The following is a 15,246-nucleotide window of genomic DNA, read 5'->3' on the forward strand; positions in this document are numbered from 1 at the left end:
CTTGTGTTTTTTATATATGAAGGTCATAAGGGAGTAATTTCTTTTATGACCTTTGTTGTTTAAACGGGTTTGTGAGAAAAAATAAGTATTTTAGTATTTTAAAAATTAAAACTACATGAGTCTTTCCGGTAAAAAAATTCTCATCGCGATTTCCGGAGGAATTGCAGCTTATAAAATTCATTTTCTGATCAGGGATTTTGTAAAAAAAGGGGCAGAAGTTCAGGTGATCATAACTCCTGATGCAGAAAATTTTGTAACCAAGTTGAGCATTTCCACTTTGTCTAAAAATCCCGTTTATTCGGATTTTTATGGCGATAACGGAACCTGGAACAGCCATGTGGAAATGGCGCTGTGGGCAGATGTAATGGTTGTTGCACCTTGTACAGCCAATACTTTGTCTAAAATGGTTCACGGAATGTGCGACAATCTGGTGATTGCAACCTATATGTCTGCAAAATGTCCCGTATTTATAGCTCCTGCAATGGATCTGGATATGTATGTGCATCCTTCTACCAAGAAAAATCTGGAATTGGCTGAAAGTTTCGGACACATTATTATTCCTGCAGAAAATGGTGAACTGGCAAGCGGATTGATTGGACAGGGAAGAATGTCTGAGCCGGAAACAATTGCAAAAACTATTGAAGATTTTTTTGATTCAACGGTTGAAAAAACTTTAGAAGGAAAAACAGTTTTAATTACAGCCGGGCCAACCTATGAAGCTATTGATCCGGTAAGATTTATCGGAAATCATTCTTCAGGAAAAATGGGCTTTTCTTTGGCAGAAGAGGCTTCAAAAAGAGGAGCGAAGGTCATTCTAATTTCAGGACCAAGTTCTCAGAAAATCAACAGTAAAAATGTTGAATTGCATCAGGTGACTTCAGCAAAGGAAATGTTATCTAAAGTTTTCGAATTTTATGATACAATAGATATCGGAATTGCAAGTGCCGCCGTTGCAGATTATGCTCCGAAAGACGTTGCGAAAGAAAAGATCAAGAAAAATGATGATAATTTAACCATCGAATTGATCAAAAATCCTGATATTCTCAGAACCATGGGCGAAAAGAAAACCCATCAGTTTTTAGTTGGTTTTGCCTTGGAAACTCAGAATGAAGAAGAAAATGCAAAAGGCAAATTAGAGAAGAAAAACTTAGATATGATCGTCTTAAATTCCCTTCGCGATGAAGGCGCAGGTTTTAAAAATGACACCAATAAAATAAAAATATTTACCAAAACGGAAAAAAAGGAATTCAACCTGAAATCTAAAGATGAGGTTGCAAAAGATATTTTGAATTTCGTTGAGTCTCAACTTTTAAAATAATTTTAATAAATTTCCGTTCTCAATCTTTACTAGAAAATGAAAAAATTTTTAAGCATATTTTTACTTCTGTTTGTATTCAACTTAAGTTTTTCTCAGGAGTTATTAGCAACGGTTCAGGTGAATTCCCAGCAATTAGGAGGAAGTAACCAGGCTGCATACAAAGCATTGGAGAAAAGTTTAAGAGATTTTATTAACAATACGAGCTGGACAGGAAAAAGACTTCAGAATTTTGAAAAAATAAAGTCAAATTTCGCTATTGTCATCAGCGCAAGAGAAGGTAATAGATTTACGGGAAGTATCGTGATTCAGGCAGTTCGTCCTGTTTTTAACACAACGTATGAATCTCCGTTACTGAATCTCCAGGACACACGATTTTCTTTCGATTATGTTGAAAATGAAAATCTTATTTTTAATGAAAGACAGTTTTCCGGTAAGAACCTAATTGATGTTATCAGCTTTTACGTCTATGTCATTTTAGGAATGGATGCAGACAGCTTTCAGTCGATGGCGGGAACGCAGTGGTACCAGAAAGCCCAGCAGATTGCTCAAAACGGAGAATCTCAAAACACTTACGACGGCTGGAAACAGATTAACGAACCGAGAAGCCGCTCTATCCTGATCAAAGAAATCATGAGTCCGAACTGGAGCCAATTGCGGGCGACAATCTATTCCTATCACAGAGCAGGAATGGATAATTTATTCAATCAGGATCAGACACAGGCTAAAAAGGTAATCTTTGATGCATTAATGCAGTTAAAACAATACGAAAATTCTTTCCAGCAGGCTTATTTCTTCAATCTTTTCATGGATACTAAAGCGGATGAGATCTTTAATGTCTTTAATTCCGGAAACAACGGAGGTATCGTTTTGGGTGATCTTAAAAACGAAATGATTATTCTTTCTCCAAAGAATACCGAAGCCAGATGGAACAAATGGAAACAGTAAGTTAACTTGAATGCTGAAATCTAAAGTTCTATATTTGCAATAGCCAAACAATTGCTACACCAATGCTTTCGAGAATTTACATTAAAAACTTTGCGCTGATTGATACCCTTGAGGTATCGCTAAAAAACGGCTTACAGGTCATCACCGGAGAAACCGGGGCGGGAAAATCTATTATTTTAGGGGCGCTCCGACTGATCCTTGGTGAAAGAGCAGATGTAAAATCGATCTCAAAAGCCGAAGAAAAAAGTATTGTTGAAACAGAGTTTTCTCTCAACAATCAGTTCAAAAAATTCTTCATTGAAAATGATCTGGATTATGAACATCAGACCATTATCCGAAGAGAAATTCTGCCTTCCGGAAAGTCAAGAGCCTTTATCAATGATGTTCCGGTAACATTGGATATTTTGAGGGAATTATCTTCTCAGTTAATTGATATCCACTCACAATTTGAGACATCTAACCTTTTTACTTCAGAATATCAGTTTAAAATTATTGACGGGCTTTCTGAAAACAAACAGCTGATCAATGATTATCAGCATGAATTTTCAGACTTTCAAAGCCTGAAAACGCAGCTTAAAAAACTTCAGATACAGCTTTCTGAGAACAGAAAAGAAAGTGATTACAAAGAATTTTTATTAAACGAGCTTGAAGAACTGCATTTGGACAATGTAGATTACGAAGAACTTCAGAATCAGCTTTCCATTCAGGAAAATGCAGAAATGATTTCAGAAAATCTTGCACAGGTTCTGTCGAGATTCCATCAGGAAGAAGTTGGAATTTTATCTTTCTTTAATGAAGCTAAAAATAAACTGTCAAAGATTGCAGAAGTTTCCAGCAGCTTTGCCGAGCTTGATGAAAGGCTGGAAATGGCTTTTGTTGAACTGAAAGATATCATTTCCGAGCTTGAAGATGAAGCAGAAAGAATCGAGGTTAACCCTGAAAATTTAGCTTTGCTAATCGAATTAAACAACAGGATCAATAATCTTTTTGTGAAACACAATGCTGCTGATATTACTGAATTAAAGGAAATCAGAGATCAATTGTCAGGCGAACAGCAAGGCGCTTCAGAATTGGAATCTCAAATCGAAGAGATCGAAGAAAATATTTCCAAAAAAGAAAAAACACTTCAGAATTTAGCCGAAAAACTATCCAAAAACAGAAAAAAAAGCGTTCCTGTTTTCATTAAAAAAGCAGAAACATTGCTTAAAAAACTAGGTCTTGAAAAAGCAAGAGTTGATATCGAACTACAGGATTCTGGAGATTTTAATCAATTTGGAAAAGAAAATATTCAGCTTTTATTTCAGGCGAATTCCGGTTTTCCATTAAAGCCGATTCAAACCGCAATTTCGGGTGGAGAAAGATCAAGAGTGATGTTGGCGGTAAAGAAAATCATTGCGGAAAGTGATGAGCTTCCGACCTTAATTTTAGACGAAATCGATACCGGAGTTTCAGGAAAAGTGGCCGAGGAAATCGGAAATCTGATGCGCGAAATGTCGACAGATATGCAATTGATCGTCATTTCTCACTTGGCGCAGGTTGCTGCAAAAGGGAATAACAATTATAAAGTTTTGAAACAAGACATTGCCGGAAAAACTCAGTCAACCATTGTTCCGTTAAGTGATGCCGAAAAATTAAACGAAATTGCACAGTTGCTTTCAGGAAGTAAGATTACGGAAGCGGCTTTGGCGCAGGCGAAAGAGCTCATAGGATAAACTTTTGATTTTAGATTTACTAACCTCTAAATGGAAAAAAATCAACTTTTAAAATTAATTTATGAAGAAATTGATTTTGTAGAAGGGGAAATTAAAGAAGATAAAATCATTTGGAAGGATATTTTCGGAGGTGAGAATTCTGTTTCCAAATTTAATATCGTCTTTCGAAATAATCAATACGCATGGTATGAAATGAATGAGGTCGGAAATGATAAACTTAAAATAAAAATAAATCCAAATTTTATTCTAGAGTGGAAAGTTCCCGTAAATTCCATGGGGGTTTCTTACAGGGGCTGCAGATTTATAGATTTCTGTCATAATTTTTTAATACTCGTTTATGCAGATAAACATCGTGATCAATTGGTTTTTATCAACACTGAAACATTTACATTAGATAAGATACGTTTAGATCTAGAAAGATTTAGAGTGGAATTGAAATCCGATGAGTTAGTTATAAAAGACTTTTTAAGTGGAAGTCACAGATATTTAATCAGAATCGGTGATGGAAATTTTACGAAGCAAGTCATTACAAGTTAAATGATTTGCAAAATATCTTTAGCTTTCTATATTTTAATTCTAATTTTTGTCAATCGGGACAATTAATTCTGTAACATTTTTATCCTTATATTCACTAATATAAAAAAGATAACAATGTTTATAAAATTCCTGAGACTAGAAATTAAGAGTTTTTTTAGAGGTAGTTCTTTGGGCATCAACCTCGCCATGAAGATCCTGCGCTTTATTGGAATTTTGTATTTCATGGCCTGCCTGGTCGGAGGTGCTTTTCTGGCATTTTACTACATCCGGGAAGAGATGAATATGGATCCTGTTAAAGTCGTTTCAAAATTCTTAATCATCGCCTGGACGGCAGACCTGATCTTCAAATACCTATGGCAGGAAATGCCGACACAAAATATAAAGCCTTTTCTCACCTTGAATATTTCTAAAAAAACATTGGTAAATTACATGCTGGGCAAAACATTCCTGTCCGCTTTCAGCTGGCTGAATTCACTGTTTTTTATCACGTTTTCTGTAATTGCTTTGTTTTATGGGTATAATATTCCGGGTACTTTTGCCTGGCTTGTCGGAGTTTCATTACTTTTTTATTTAAACAATTTTATTAATATTCTTTTTAACGATAAGGAAAATATAGCCATCGCCGTCGGTTGTCTCATTGCAGCTGTGGCAGGATTGGCATATTATAACATTATTCCGGTCCTCAACTATTCCGAGGAATTTTTCTACAGTTTTTATGAAAAACCTTATTTTGTCGTAATTTCCGTTCTCCTGTTTTTTGCTTTATGGAAAGTCAGCTTTAGGCATATTTACCAGGTTTTTTATTTGGATGAAGGTCTGGAAGCAAAGAAAACAGTAGGAAGGACAGAAAATATCGCTTTCCTGAATAAATACGGAGCCATCGGAACTTTCATTAATAATGACATTAAAATGTTGAGACGAAACAAGGTAACAAAAGGGGTTCTGCTTGGAAGTGTCATGTTCCTTTTTTATGGAATGTTGATGTTTTCTTCACCGATCTATAAGACTCCTGCCATGATGATGTTCATGGGACTGTTTGTTACCGGAGGATTTCAATTCATGTTCGGCCAGAGGGTTCCGGCTTTCGATAGTTCTTATTATCCTTTAATGATGACGCTGAATGTGCCTTATAAAGAATATTTAAAGGCAAAATGGTGGCTGATGAATATTGTAACTGTTTTTTCAATGATTCTGGCAGTATGCTACGCCTATTTTGGCTGGAATATGTATCTTACTTTCTTTGCTGCCGGAATTTACAATATTGGAGTGAATTCCCAGTTTACGCTTTGGTCCGGAGCTTTCAACAAAATGCAGATCGATCTTAATGCTAAAGAAAAAAGGTTCGGGCAGAAAAACAGCTTTAATATGAAATCTCTATTGCTGCTGATTCCTAAAATGCTTCTCCCGATGATTGTTTTCGCACTGATGCAGCGCTTCTTCGATATTACAGCTGCAGTAATCAGTATCGCCATTTTAGGATTCATTGGGTTTTTATTAAGAGAAAAGATCTTCGATATCATTGTAAAGCATTACAAAGTAGAAAAATACAGTACATTAAACGCATTCAAAAAAGATTAATATGATCACGATTAATAATTTATCCAAAACTTACGGTAATGCAACCGTTTTACATATAGAAAACCTTGAAATTCCCAACGGTGAAACATTCGGCTTGGTAGGAAATAACGGAGCGGGAAAAACGACGCTTTTCAGCTTAATGCTGGATCTGATTCAGGCGACAACCGGATTTGTAAGCATCGATGGAATTAAAGTCAATGAATCTGAAGCATGGAAAAATAAAGTCTCCGCTTTTGTGGATGATTCTTTTCTGATCGGCTATTTAACACCGGAAGAATATTTTTATTTCATCGGAGAACTGAGGGGGCAGAATAAAGCTTCTGTTGATGAGTTTGTAAAACAGTTCCACGATCTTTTTAATGGCGAAATTTTGAATTCCGGAAAATATGTCCGTGATCTGTCAAAAGGAAATCAGAAGAAAGTAGGAATTGTGGGGGCAATCATCGGAAATCCTGAAATAATTATTCTGGATGAGCCTTTTGCGAATCTGGATCCTTCTACGCAAATCAAGCTTAAAAATTTAATTAAAGAATTATCTAAACAGGATGGCGTGACTTTCCTTATTTCAAGCCACGATCTTTCGCATACAACAGAAGTCTGCAACAGAATCGTGGTGGTAAACAAAGGTCAATTGGTAAAAGACATTCAGACCAATCCGGAAACGCTGAAAGATCTTGAACAATATTTTGCGGATCAGGTTTCTTTTCCTTCTGAAGTTGTTTAATTTAAAATAAAACTGATAATAATGAATATCGAATCTCAAAATGTGACTGATTATCCCAACAGCAATACGATTTTCATGGTTTGGAGATTGATAGATGATCCAAAACTTAAGGGAACTTTCCAGCAATTATGTGCTCTGGTTTTAAATTTAAATAATTCCGTTTTCAACAGGTTTCCCGACAGCAGAGCAAGCTGCGTCATGGGAATTGGCCATAATGCATGGAATATTTTAGATCTTCCAACCCCGCTTCCGAAAGAGCTGGTGAATTTTGAAGAAATAAAAGGGGTAAAACATACCGCCGTTTCTACGCCGGGAGATTTACATTTTCATTTAAGAGCGGATGACAAAAGCATTATTTTCGATATGGCTATTGAAATTTCAAAATTATTAACGCCTGTTGCAGAAAGTATCTTGGAAATTCATGGTTTTAAATATTGGGATGACCGCTCAATTCTTGGTTTTGTAGACGGAACAGAAAACCCGCATAATGAAGACCGTGATTTCTTCGCTAAAGTTGGCGATGAAGATGTGCAGTATAAAGGAGGAAGTTATCTTTTTACTCAAAAATATCTTCACAATATGAATGCCTGGCGAAGCCTTTCCACAGAAGATCAGGAAAAAGTTATCGGAAGATCAAAAGAAAATGATATTGAAATGTCCGATGAGGTGAAGCCTTCAAATTCTCATATTGCTTTGGCGAATATCGGAGATGATTTGAAAATAGTTCGGGACAATATGCCTTTCGGAAATCCTTCTATTGGTGAATTCGGAACATATTTTATTTCTTATGCGAATAGTTTTTCTACTACAAAAAAAATGCTGACCAACATGTTCATTGGCGATCCCGCCGGAAATTATGACCGTATTCTGGATTTCAGCACTGCAGTTACCGGATCGCTTTTCTTTGTTCCGACAAGAAATATGCTGGATGACTTTTCGGGTTAGAAATTTAATTATAGATATTAACAATTTTTCAAATTTAAAAATCTGTAATGGTTATTTATCATGCATAAGCTAATTTTGCGTAGTCAAAATTTAATGTATGGAATTAATTGAAAAACTGAACTGGAGATTTGCTACCAAAGCAATGAACGGTCAGAAAGTACCACAGGAAAAAGTGGATAAAATATTGGAAGCCGCTAGACTAGCACCAACTTCAAGTGGTCTTCAGCCTTTCGAAATCATCGTGATTACCAATCAGGAGATTAAAGAACAGATTAAGCCCCACGCATGGAATCAGCCACAGATCACGGATTGTTCGCACCTTTTGGTTTTTGCAGCCTGGGATAATTATACGGAAGAAAGAATCAATAATATGTTTGATTTGACGAATGATATCAGAGGTTTTAAGAATGAAGGCTGGGAAAATTACAGACAGATGCTGTTAGGTATGTATCCTCAGAGATCTGCAGAAGAAAACTTTACACACGCTGCAAAACAGGCTTATATCGGATTTGGTGCGGCTATTATTGCTGCTGCGTTCGAGGAAGTGGATTCTACGCCGATGGAAGGTTTTGTTCCAGAAGAAGTGGATCAGATTTTAAATTTAAAAGAAAAAGGTCTGAAAAGCGTTCTGTTATTGCCATTAGGTTACAGAGATGCTTCAAACGACTGGTTGGTAAACCTTACGAAAGTAAGAAAACCGAAAGAAGATTTCGTTACAGAAATCAACTAATTATTAATTATTTTACTCATAGAAACAGCCTTTCAGAATTTGAAAGGCTGTTTTATTTTATGGATCAAACCTTATAGGTTTTAAAAACCTATAAGGTTTCTTAAAAAGCTTCTTTAAGATTCATCAAAACCAAGAATTAAAACTGAGTACTCGGTTTCCAATCCACCACCGCTCGGATAAATGCTTCCGCATTTTCCAAAGGAATATTTGGTAAAATTCCGTGTCCTAAGTTGGCAATATATCGGTCTTTTCCAAAACGGTTGATCATTTCTGTCACCATTTTCTTGATGGTTTCAGGTGTAGAATGTAATCTTGCAGGATCAAAATTTCCCTGAAGTGTCATCGTGTGATTGGTCAATGTTCTTGCAAATTCCGGCTTGATCGTCCAGTCAACTCCTAAAGCTGAAACCGGAGACTGTACCATATCTTCTAAGGCAAACCAACATCCTTTTCCGAAAACGACAACGTGAGTTAGTGGGCTTAAAGCTTCAACGATCTGGTTGATATATTTCCAGGAAAACTCCTGATAATCAGCCGGAGAAAGCATTCCGCCCCAGGAATCGAAAACCTGAACGGCAGAAACCCCTTTTTCAACTTTTCTTTTCAGATAAGCAATCGTAGTATCTGTAATTTTCTGCAATAACAAGTGAGCCGCTTCCGGTTGCTGAAAACAGAAAGATTTAGCAATATCAAAAGCTTTACTTCCTTTTCCTTCTACACAATAACAAAGAATTGTCCAGGGTGAACCCGCAAAACCGATCAATGGAATTTCATTGTCTAATTTCTGTAAAGTCAGTTCAATCGCATCAAAAACGTATCCTAAAGTATCATTCACGTCCGGAACGGCAACATTCTGTACATCTTCCATCGTTCTGATCGGATTATCCAACCACGGACCCACGCTTTCCTTCATTTTGAAATCGATTCCCATCGCTTGCGGAACCACCAAAATATCGGAGAACAAAATCGCAGCATCCAAAGGATATCTTCTTATCGGTTGTACAGTGATCTCGGAAGCCAATTCCGGAGTCTGACATCTTGTGAAGAAATCATATTTGTCACGCAGTGCAATGAATTCCGGCAAATATCTTCCGGCTTGTCTCATCATCCAAACGGGTGGTCTTTCTACGGTTTCTCCGCGAAGTGCTTTTAAATACAGGTCGTTTTTAATCATAATATATTAGACTGATATTGCCAAAAAGACAATGTAACTATTCAATTTTTGTTTACAAATTCCTTTTTTATTAAATCCAGAAGAGAGATCAGATTGTTTCCTTCTGAAGTAAAAACCGATTGTGAAGTATATTTTCTCAACTCGCCGGAAGTGGTTTCCCCGATCGAAAAAAGCATCAAATCCTGAAAAGAATTTTGTTTTGCAAAACTACGAACTCCGCTCGGACTAAAAAAGACGGCAGCATGATATTTTTCAGTTATCAACGGATTGATTTCCTCGGTGTTGTAAACCGTAATTTTTTTATACTTGATATTTTGAAGTGGAAGCTCTTTATCCAGCACACTTATAGCTAAATTTCCACAGAAATGCAAAAATGTTTCATACTGACAGTGATGCGTGATGAATTTCGATAATGTTTCGGCATTTTTTAACACTTTAAAAGTTCCGAAGCCGTGTTTTCTGAGTTCGCGTTTTGTTTTTTCGCCCACGCAATAAATTTTATTGTAGTTCTTTGCCGTGAAATCTTCATTAGGTTTAAAACCATTTTTAAAAAATGAGGAAACTCCATTCACGCTTGTAAAAATCAGCGAATAATTTTTTAAATCGAATGGATCTGTTTTGATAGAATTTGTTTTAATTACCTCAATACAATCCGCCAGAATATCTTCTCCCAATTCTTTGGAAATTATCTTTGGATCTATATTTTTGGTAAATAAAATTTTCATTAAGGCTTATCTTTTAAATGTAAATCGGCGACCTGAAGTCTTACTTTATTCATGAACTCTTTTCCGGGATCTTCTTTTGCAGTGAAATAATTAGGATCTGATTCCTTCCAAAGTTTAGAATTTCTGAAAATCCCATATTCTGAATGTCCGATGAGATATTCAATTTTATATTTTTGAGTTAAATATCGCACTAATTGCACATTGGCTGCGATTTGTTTATCTGTGAGTGGTTCTTTTTTGCTTCCGATATTTTCAACTCCGATAGCGCAGTAATTTAATCCAATCGTATGTCTTGCAAATTGTGTCGGTTCCATCAGTTGATAAATGGTTCCGTCCCTGTCAATGATAAACTGCGAAGAAACATTTAATGTACTTTGTTTTTTCAAAGTACTTCTTCCGCTTTCCAGATTTGTTTTGTTAAAATATTTAAAGTTGCTTTCCACATTTCCTCCCGCAGTGTAATGAAGGACGATCATTTTGGGAACAATTGTCGGCGTTTTTTGAACCAAACCATGATGATCTTTCAAATATTCTAAGCTCAAGCGAACTCTCTCCGCAGAATAATTGATAGGCTTATTAATTATTTTGGGTTCGTTTTTTTGTCCATTCACTAAACCTATCATCAATACGAACAAAAAGCAAATAATATTCTTCATATTTATTTCTGATACTGATAATGTCCTGTGATTGTAAATTTAAATAAACAGTCTTCGATAACCTGTCCCGCTCCAATGTTATGTACAATTAAATATCTTTTTCCGTCCGCAGATTTTTTATTGACAACAATTCCGATGTGTGTTAAATTTCCGGGCAAAATCCATGTGACAATATCTCCCGGAACATACAGCTCAGGTTTTGTTTCAATAGATTTTGATTTTCCGAATCTGGTAAAGAAAACCTGAAGGTTGGGAACTCTGCGGTGATCGATATTGGTGTCCGGCTTTTTCAAACCCCAGTTTTTAGGATATTTTGAAAAATTTTTCGCCATATCTTCATGAACTTCCTTTTGCAGATCAATTCCTAATTTTCTGTACGCCCGGATCACAACATCCGTACAAACTCCTTTGTCAGACGGAACGTCTCCATTCGGATATTTTAAAGTGAAATAGGCCGGATCGTAAGTAACCTTATCTTTTGTAAGACTTACTGCCGCGTTAGAAAGTTTTTGGGCAAACTGATTTTGTGCTTTCGAAACAAAAACACATAACATAATAATAAGGACAGTGAAGTACTTTCTCATTATTTTGGAAATTTAAAAGAATTAGATCTGATTTTTAATTTCCGCCATCAATTCTTTTCCGCCGTTTTCAAGAACAGCTTTTGCGAATTTTTTTCCGAAATTTTCTTCTTCATTGTAGACAAAACTTTCATCTGTTGCGATGCAGTTTTTCCCGTCTAATGAACAAAGTGCCGCTTTGAAACGGATCTGATCGTCAAAGATTTCAGCGAAAGCTCCGATTGGTGCTGTACAGCCTCCTTCCAGCGTATTCAGGAAGTTTCTTTCCATTTCTACGCAGATCTGAGTAGGTTTATGATTGATTGAACTTAAAATTTCGTTGATCTCTTTTTTGTCTGAATGTCCTGCAACAGCGATGACACCTTGCGAGGGAGCCGGAATTAAAAACGGCAACATTTCATAATCAATGTCCATTTTCATTCTTTTGATTCCTGCCAAAGATAAAATTGTAGCATCAAAATCACCTTCTTCCAGCTTTTGAAGACGTGTCTGAATATTTCCGCGAATATCTGAAAATTCTGCATGCGGGAAATTTTTAAGCCAAAATGCTCTTCTTCTTAAACTGCTGGTCGCTAATTTAAGCTCGTGGAATTCTTTATTTCTTGCCGATTCTTTTCTGATTAAAACATCCTGTGGAAAATCTCTTTCTAAGTAAGCAACAATTTCTAAATGCTCAGGAAGATTGGTCGGAACATCTTTTAAAGAATGCACAGCGATATCGATCTCGTCATTTAATAATGCGACATCAAGATCTCTCGTAAAAACTCCGGTGATTCCTAATGCGTAAAGCGGTTGAGTAAGATTTTTATCCCCTGAAGAGACGATAGGAACGATTTCCGTTAAATAATTGTTGTTTTGAAGGTGTCTCGCAACTTCTCGAGCCTGCCAAAGTGCCAATGCAGAATTTCTTGTTCCGATTCTAATGCTTTTCATTGAATTCGTTGTTTGGTTGTTCAACTAATATTTCGTGCATTAATTTACTAATTTCTTCGGCTTTTAACGGATTATCGATGATATATTTTGCAAAACGGTTGGTAATTTTCTGGATCATTTTATCCGAAAGTTCCATATCCGTGATGTTTATGTATTTATTTTTTCTGTAAAAATTGTGCATTTCGTTGCGTTCCATATTTTTTAAAACCGCTTTGAAATGGTGAATGTTTGGTGCCAGCTTTCTTTTTTTCTCCCATTCATGAAAGTCTTTCGACATTTCCTTGATTATTTTTTCTGCCTTCGGAATCTCTTTTTCTCTTTGATGAATGGTTTCCTGGATCTGTTTTGAAAGCTCATCAACATCAATCAGGGTTATATTTTCAAGCTCCGTCACGTTTTTATCAACATTATGAGGAATTGAAAGGTCGATCACCAACATTTCTCTTCCGTTGGCAAAGTGGGATTTATTCACAATCGGCTGTTTGGCTCCCGTTGCTACAATCAGAATATCAGTATTGCTTAATTCCTTATCAAAGTCAGCATAGTCGATATGAGGAATATTATATTTCTCTGAGATTTTGGCTGCGGTTTCCTGAGTCCTGTTAGCAATTTTAATTTTTGGCTGATAGACATGCTTTACCAGATTTTCCACTGTGTTTTGTCCGATTTCACCAACACCCAATAAAAGAATATTCTTTTCAGCAATTCTTTTCTGATTGTTTAAAATGTAATGAACCGCCGCATAAGAAACAGAAGCTGCCCCATTGGAAATTCCCGTTTCATTTTTAATCCTTTTGGAGATCTGAATGGCAGAATTAATCGATCTTTCTAAAAAAGGATTCGAGTTTTTTCTCTCCTTCTTAAAACGGGCATACGCTTTTTTGATCTGTCCAATGATTTCAAAATCACCAATGATCTGGCTTTCCAGACCTGCCGCCACTCTGAACAAATGGGTTAGCGCTTCTTCTTTGGTCAGAATATTGGCAAACTGAAGAAAATCCATCAGATTTACTCCGATAGTTTTACAATACTCTTCTGCTACCAAAAGGTAGTTGGGAGAAGTTGTATAAATTTCGGTTCTGTTACAGGTAGAAACCACAAAAGCATCCCCCAGATCTTCATTATGAACCCGGGAAACAAAATTTTTAATATTTTCATCAAAGAAAGCAAACTTACCTCTCGTTTCTACATCAGCTTTTTCGAAACTGATGGAAAGTACGGCAAAATTAGAAGTCTGATGTATATTGGAGTACTGTAACATAAGCGGGGCAAATTTACGCTTTTTTTAGTGAATCGTCTTCTGATACTGTATATGATAATTATCGTAAAAAACTATTTTGGGATGGTTCTAAATAAATTTTTAATTGTTATTAAAGTTAAAATTTTTGCTTCATTTTTAACACTTCAAACTTATCATTAAAATAAAAAGAACATAATTCCAAAAACAACAAAAAGATGCATCTTCAATTTCCTCTCTGTTTACAGGAAAAACGCTTCAATCTGAATTTAAATCAGGCTCTGTAAATACTTAAAGTAAAAGTTAATAACACTACACAAATTTTAATAAAATTTTAACCAAATTATCTGCTTGCGAAATTTCTTTAGACGTCTTAAATTTATATCTTTGTAACTCTTTAAAAAAATCAGAAGTAAAAAGTATGAGTTTATTCGATATGTTTACGCAAGAGATTGCGATAGACCTTGGTACTGCCAACACCCTTATCATCCATAATAATAAAATTGTTATAGATCAGCCGTCAATTGTTGCAATTGAGCGTTCTACGGGGAGACCGATTGCCGTCGGGGAACAGGCAAAACACATGCAGGGTAAAACTCATGAGGATATCAAGACGATTCGTCCGTTGAAAGATGGGGTAATTGCAGATTTCCATGCTTCTGAACATATGATTAAAGAATTTATCAAAAAAATCCCTGGAATTAAAGGTAAATTCATTCAGCCAGCGTTGAGAATCGTGATCTGTATTCCTTCCGGTATCACTGAAGTTGAAAAAAGAGCGGTAAGAGATTCAGCACAGAAAGTAAATGCTAAAGAAGTTCGTTTGATTTACGAGCCAATGGCAGCAGCAATCGGGGTTGGAATTGACGTACAAAAACCTGAGGGTAACATGATCATCGACATAGGTGGTGGTACTACGGAAATTGCTGTGGTTGCTTTAGGAGGTATCGTTTGTGACAAATCTGTGAAAATTGCAGGTGATGTATTCACCAACGACATCGCTTATTACTTGAGAACTCACCATAATTTATACATCGGGGAAAGAACTGCGGAGAGAATTAAAATTGAAGTGGGTTCTGCTGTGGAAGATCTTGATGTGGATATCGAAGATATTCCGGTACAGGGTAGAGACCTTATCACTGGTAAGCCAAAAGAAATCATGGTTGGATACAAAGAGATTGCAAGAGCATTAGACAAATCGATCATCAGAATTGAAGATGCGGTAATGGAAACTCTTTCTCTTACACCTCCGGAATTGGCAGCCGATATCTACAAAACAGGTATTTATCTTGCAGGTGGTGGTGCACTATTGAGAGGTCTTGCGGACAGATTACACAAAAAGACCGGTCTTCCTGTATTTGTTGCAGAAGATCCGTTGAGAGCTGTAGTTCGAGGAACAGGTATTGCACTTAAGAATATGGATAAATTCAATTTCTTAATTAAATAATTTT

General features: G+C 36.1%; 15 protein-coding genes. 9 read left to right on the top strand and 6 right to left on the bottom strand.

Translation table 11 applies throughout. The features are described from left to right. The first annotated feature begins 115 nt into the window (after nucleotides 1–115). From coaBC to BUA89_RS05985, 8 genes are all read left to right on the top strand, one after another. On the top strand, nucleotides 116–1,318 hold the full coding sequence (gene coaBC, locus BUA89_RS05950) for a bifunctional phosphopantothenoylcysteine decarboxylase/phosphopantothenate--cysteine ligase CoaBC (protein ID WP_072954029.1): 1,203 nt from the start codon (nucleotides 116–118) through the stop codon (nucleotides 1,316–1,318). 36 nt (nucleotides 1,319–1,354) lie between these two features. After that, complete coding sequence (gene porD, locus BUA89_RS05955) at nucleotides 1,355–2,263, top strand: type IX secretion system protein PorD (protein ID WP_072954031.1); 909 nt, start codon at nucleotides 1,355–1,357, stop codon at nucleotides 2,261–2,263. A gap of 62 nt (nucleotides 2,264–2,325) precedes the next feature. After that, nucleotides 2,326–3,975 carry a DNA repair protein RecN gene (locus BUA89_RS05960; RefSeq protein WP_072954033.1) on the top strand — a complete coding sequence of 550 codons (1,650 nt, stop codon included), beginning with the start codon at nucleotides 2,326–2,328 and terminating at the stop codon, nucleotides 3,973–3,975. Between the two features lie 30 nt (nucleotides 3,976–4,005). After that, entirely contained in the window at nucleotides 4,006–4,512 is a 507-nt protein-coding gene (locus BUA89_RS05965; RefSeq protein ID WP_072954035.1) for a hypothetical protein, read from the top strand. A gap of 114 nt (nucleotides 4,513–4,626) precedes the next feature. Continuing rightward, nucleotides 4,627–6,090 carry a DUF5687 family protein gene (locus BUA89_RS05970; RefSeq protein WP_072954037.1) on the top strand — a complete coding sequence of 488 codons (1,464 nt, stop codon included), beginning with the start codon at nucleotides 4,627–4,629 and terminating at the stop codon, nucleotides 6,088–6,090. A 1-nt stretch (nucleotide 6,091) separates the two neighbouring features. After that, nucleotides 6,092–6,814: an ABC transporter ATP-binding protein gene (locus BUA89_RS05975; RefSeq protein ID WP_072954039.1), complete on the top strand. Its 723-nt coding sequence runs from the start codon at nucleotides 6,092–6,094 to the stop codon at nucleotides 6,812–6,814. 21 nt (nucleotides 6,815–6,835) lie between these two features. Next, nucleotides 6,836–7,759, top strand: coding sequence for a Dyp-type peroxidase (locus BUA89_RS05980; protein ID WP_072954041.1), 924 nt, complete (start codon nucleotides 6,836–6,838; stop codon nucleotides 7,757–7,759). Between the two features lie 97 nt (nucleotides 7,760–7,856). Beyond that, entirely contained in the window at nucleotides 7,857–8,489 is a 633-nt protein-coding gene (locus tag BUA89_RS05985; protein WP_072954042.1) for an NAD(P)H-dependent oxidoreductase, read from the top strand. Between the two features lie 136 nt (nucleotides 8,490–8,625). Here BUA89_RS05985 and hemE read toward each other — a convergent pair whose 3' ends face one another. From hemE to hemA, 6 genes are read right to left on the bottom strand one after another with little or no spacing between them, the layout of a single operon-like run. Then, nucleotides 8,626–9,663: a uroporphyrinogen decarboxylase gene (gene hemE, locus BUA89_RS05990; RefSeq protein WP_072954043.1), complete on the bottom strand. Its 1,038-nt coding sequence runs from the start codon at nucleotides 9,661–9,663 to the stop codon at nucleotides 8,626–8,628. A 41-nt stretch (nucleotides 9,664–9,704) separates the two neighbouring features. Beyond that, nucleotides 9,705–10,388, bottom strand: a complete 684-nt coding sequence (locus BUA89_RS05995) for a uroporphyrinogen-III synthase (RefSeq protein ID WP_072954045.1) — start codon at nucleotides 10,386–10,388, stop codon at nucleotides 9,705–9,707. Beyond that, complete coding sequence (locus tag BUA89_RS06000) at nucleotides 10,388–11,044, bottom strand: peptidoglycan recognition protein family protein (RefSeq protein ID WP_072954047.1); 657 nt, start codon at nucleotides 11,042–11,044, stop codon at nucleotides 10,388–10,390. Before BUA89_RS06000 ends, BUA89_RS05995 begins: the two co-directional genes overlap by 1 nt. A gap of 2 nt (nucleotides 11,045–11,046) precedes the next feature. After that, the gene (locus tag BUA89_RS06005; RefSeq protein ID WP_072954050.1) at nucleotides 11,047–11,628 is read right to left on the bottom strand and encodes a DUF1287 domain-containing protein; all 582 of its coding nucleotides are present in this window, start codon (nucleotides 11,626–11,628) and stop codon (nucleotides 11,047–11,049) included. Between the two features lie 21 nt (nucleotides 11,629–11,649). After that, a complete protein-coding gene (gene hemC, locus BUA89_RS06010; protein WP_072954052.1) occupies nucleotides 11,650–12,558 on the bottom strand; it encodes a hydroxymethylbilane synthase in 909 nt (302 codons plus the stop codon). Next, complete coding sequence (gene hemA, locus BUA89_RS06015; protein ID WP_072954054.1) at nucleotides 12,545–13,819, bottom strand: glutamyl-tRNA reductase; 1,275 nt, start codon at nucleotides 13,817–13,819, stop codon at nucleotides 12,545–12,547. Before hemA ends, hemC begins: the two co-directional genes overlap by 14 nt. A 397-nt stretch (nucleotides 13,820–14,216) precedes the next feature. On the opposite strand from hemA, the gene BUA89_RS06020 reads away from it, so the two are divergent. Next, entirely contained in the window at nucleotides 14,217–15,242 is a 1,026-nt protein-coding gene (locus BUA89_RS06020; RefSeq protein ID WP_027381028.1) for a rod shape-determining protein, read from the top strand. Nucleotides 15,243–15,246: the final 4 nt, after the last annotated feature.

The organism is Chryseobacterium arachidis (assembly GCF_900129245.1).
Taxonomy (GTDB): domain Bacteria; phylum Bacteroidota; class Bacteroidia; order Flavobacteriales; family Weeksellaceae; genus Chryseobacterium; species Chryseobacterium arachidis.

What these genes read in the sequence shown, in the direction of transcription:
- coaBC (WP_072954029.1), top strand. Translation starts at nt 116, where the DNA reads ATGAGTCTTTCCGGTAAAAAAATTCTCATCGCGATTTCCGGAGGAATT.
- porD (WP_072954031.1), top strand. Translation starts at nt 1,355, where the DNA reads ATGAAAAAATTTTTAAGCATATTTTTACTTCTGTTTGTATTCAACTTA.
- BUA89_RS05960 (WP_072954033.1), top strand. Translation starts at nt 2,326, where the DNA reads ATGCTTTCGAGAATTTACATTAAAAACTTTGCGCTGATTGATACCCTT.
- BUA89_RS05965 (WP_072954035.1), top strand. Translation starts at nt 4,006, where the DNA reads ATGGAAAAAAATCAACTTTTAAAATTAATTTATGAAGAAATTGATTTT.
- BUA89_RS05970 (WP_072954037.1), top strand. Translation starts at nt 4,627, where the DNA reads ATGTTTATAAAATTCCTGAGACTAGAAATTAAGAGTTTTTTTAGAGGT.
- BUA89_RS05975 (WP_072954039.1), top strand. Translation starts at nt 6,092, where the DNA reads ATGATCACGATTAATAATTTATCCAAAACTTACGGTAATGCAACCGTT.
- BUA89_RS05980 (WP_072954041.1), top strand. Translation starts at nt 6,836, where the DNA reads ATGAATATCGAATCTCAAAATGTGACTGATTATCCCAACAGCAATACG.
- BUA89_RS05985 (WP_072954042.1), top strand. Translation starts at nt 7,857, where the DNA reads ATGGAATTAATTGAAAAACTGAACTGGAGATTTGCTACCAAAGCAATG.
- hemE (WP_072954043.1), bottom strand. Translation starts at nt 9,663, where the DNA reads ATGATTAAAAACGACCTGTATTTAAAAGCACTTCGCGGAGAAACCGTA.
- BUA89_RS05995 (WP_072954045.1), bottom strand. Translation starts at nt 10,388, where the DNA reads ATGAAAATTTTATTTACCAAAAATATAGATCCAAAGATAATTTCCAAA.
- BUA89_RS06000 (WP_072954047.1), bottom strand. Translation starts at nt 11,044, where the DNA reads ATGAAGAATATTATTTGCTTTTTGTTCGTATTGATGATAGGTTTAGTG.
- BUA89_RS06005 (WP_072954050.1), bottom strand. Translation starts at nt 11,628, where the DNA reads ATGAGAAAGTACTTCACTGTCCTTATTATTATGTTATGTGTTTTTGTT.
- hemC (WP_072954052.1), bottom strand. Translation starts at nt 12,558, where the DNA reads ATGAAAAGCATTAGAATCGGAACAAGAAATTCTGCATTGGCACTTTGG.
- hemA (WP_072954054.1), bottom strand. Translation starts at nt 13,819, where the DNA reads ATGTTACAGTACTCCAATATACATCAGACTTCTAATTTTGCCGTACTT.
- BUA89_RS06020 (WP_027381028.1), top strand. Translation starts at nt 14,217, where the DNA reads ATGAGTTTATTCGATATGTTTACGCAAGAGATTGCGATAGACCTTGGT.